General features: G+C 65.5%; 2 protein-coding genes. Both read left to right on the top strand.

The window, feature by feature from the left end; all coding sequences use genetic code 11:
- Positions 1-673: transcriptional repressor LexA (lexA, locus tag KDH09_04890; GenBank protein MCB0219010.1), on the top strand; the 673-nt coding region annotated here is incomplete at its 5' end.
- 224 nt (positions 674-897) lie between these two features.
- The coding region (gene dinB, locus KDH09_04885) for a DNA polymerase IV (GenBank protein MCB0219009.1) at positions 898-1994 on the top strand (1097 nt) is incomplete at its 3' end.

Here is a 1994-nt window from a genome sequence, read left to right as displayed (position 1 = left end):
TTTCGATACCGTATACGGCATGAAAACGCTTTCGAAACGGCAAAAAGAAGTTCTCGACTACATCCACGCCTACACGCTCGAGCACGATTACCCGCCCAGTTACCGGGAAATCGGCGAGCATTTCGGGCTCTCCTCGGCGGCGACGGTGGCCCAGCACGTCAATGCGCTGCAGACCAAGGGATACCTGGAAAAGCAGTGGAACGGCTCGCGCTCGGTTTCGCTGACGCGCGGGGCGAAGAGTCACATCACCAAGCGGGCCAAGGCGGTGACCGGCGGCTCGAACGTGGTGGAGCTGGAACTGCTGGGCAAGGTGGCTGCCGGCACGCCGATTGACGCGCTGGAGAATCCCGAGAGCGTGAGCGTTCCCCAGGAGATGATCGGCCGGGGCAAGCACTACGCCCTCGAAGTGCAGGGCGATTCCATGATCGAGGACGCCATCTGCGACGGCGACATCCTGGTGGTGGCCTCGCGCGAGAGCGCGCGGCCGGGCCAGACGGTGGTCGCGCTCGTTGACGGCGAGTCCGCCACGGTCAAGCGCTACCGCCCCGAACCCGGCGGCTGGATCAGCCTCGAGCCGGCCAACGAGAAATACAAACCCATCCGGGTGCGCGGCGACCAGGTGCAGATCCGCGGCATCGTCGCCGGCGTGATCCGCCGCTACAACGTGAACTGAGATTTCCGGCATTTGAAACCACAGATGGCCGCAGATGAACACGGATAGAGAACGAAGAGTCTAAACAGGATGAACAGGATCTACAGGATCGGTCGGAGTAAGCGCTGCGATCCCGAGAAGTATCCTGAACATCCTGTGCATCCTGTTCAACCTCTCTCTGTAAACCGTGTTCATCCGTGGCCATCTGTGGCCATTTCCCTTCTGGCTGGCTGAGGGCCTCTCTCATGTCGCTGATCGCCCACGTGGACATGGACAGCTTCTTCGTCTCGGTCGAGCGCGAGAGGGATCCCTCGCTCATCGGGAAACCCGTGGCCGTGGGCGGGGCTTCGCGGCGGGGGGTGATTGCCTCTGCCAGCTACGAGGCGCGCGAGTACGGCGTGCACTCGGCCATGCCGGCCATGCAGGCGATGAAAGCCTGCCCCGAACTCATCATCGTCCCGGCCCACGGCGCGCTCTATTCCGAGCGCTCGCGGGCGATTTTTTCCGCCCTCGAAAAGCTCTCCCCCGTGGTCGAGCCCGTCTCCATCGACGAGGCCTACCTGGACATGAGCGGCACGCAGCGCCTCTACGGGGAGCCGCCCCAGATCGCGCGGCGCATCCGCGAGGAAATTCTCGAAAAGACCGGCCTGTCTGCCTCGGTGGGCATCGCCAGCGTGCGGCACGTGGCCAAGATGGCCTCGGTGCGCGCCAAGCCGGCGGGGACCTTCTGCGTGCCGCCGGGCGAGGAGGCGCGCTTTCTCGCCGGGATGCCGCTTCGCGCGCTGCCGGGCCTTGGGCCCTCGGCCGAGCAGAAGCTGCTGGCCATGGGCATTCGCACCCTGGGGCAGCTCGCCGCCCGAGACCCGGACGAGATGGAGCGGCGCTTCGGCCAGTGGGGCCGCGAGGTGGTGCTGCGCTCGCGCGGCGAGGGGAGCGCAACTCTTAGCACCCACGACGAAGTGAAAAGCGTCGGTAAGGAAATCACCTTCTACGAAGACACCGGCGACCTCGAAGAGCTCGAAGCGGTGCTTCTCTCCATGGCAGAGCGCATCGCCTCACGGCTCCGGCGCAAGGAACTGCTGGCGCGAACGGTGACGCTCAAGCTGCGCGAGCCCTCGTTCCGGACCTGGACAAGGGCGCGCACCCTGGAGACTCCCACCTGTGATGAGAAAATCATCTTCGAGATCGCGCGCGAGACCCTGCGCAAGGAGCTGCGGGGCGGCCTCGAACTGCGGCTGCTGGGAGTGACCTGCGGCGGTCTGTGTGAGACGCCGCCGCCGGTGCAGCAGGGGCTTTTCGACGTTGCGGAACGCGGCGCGCTGGAGCCCGCCGCCGAGGAGCG

It is taken from the genome of Chrysiogenia bacterium (assembly GCA_020434085.1).
GTDB lineage: Bacteria > JAGRBM01 > JAGRBM01 > JAGRBM01 > JAGRBM01 > JAGRBM01.
Note: the sequence above shows the minus strand (reverse complement) of the source record. Positions and strands in the feature narration are given on the sequence as shown.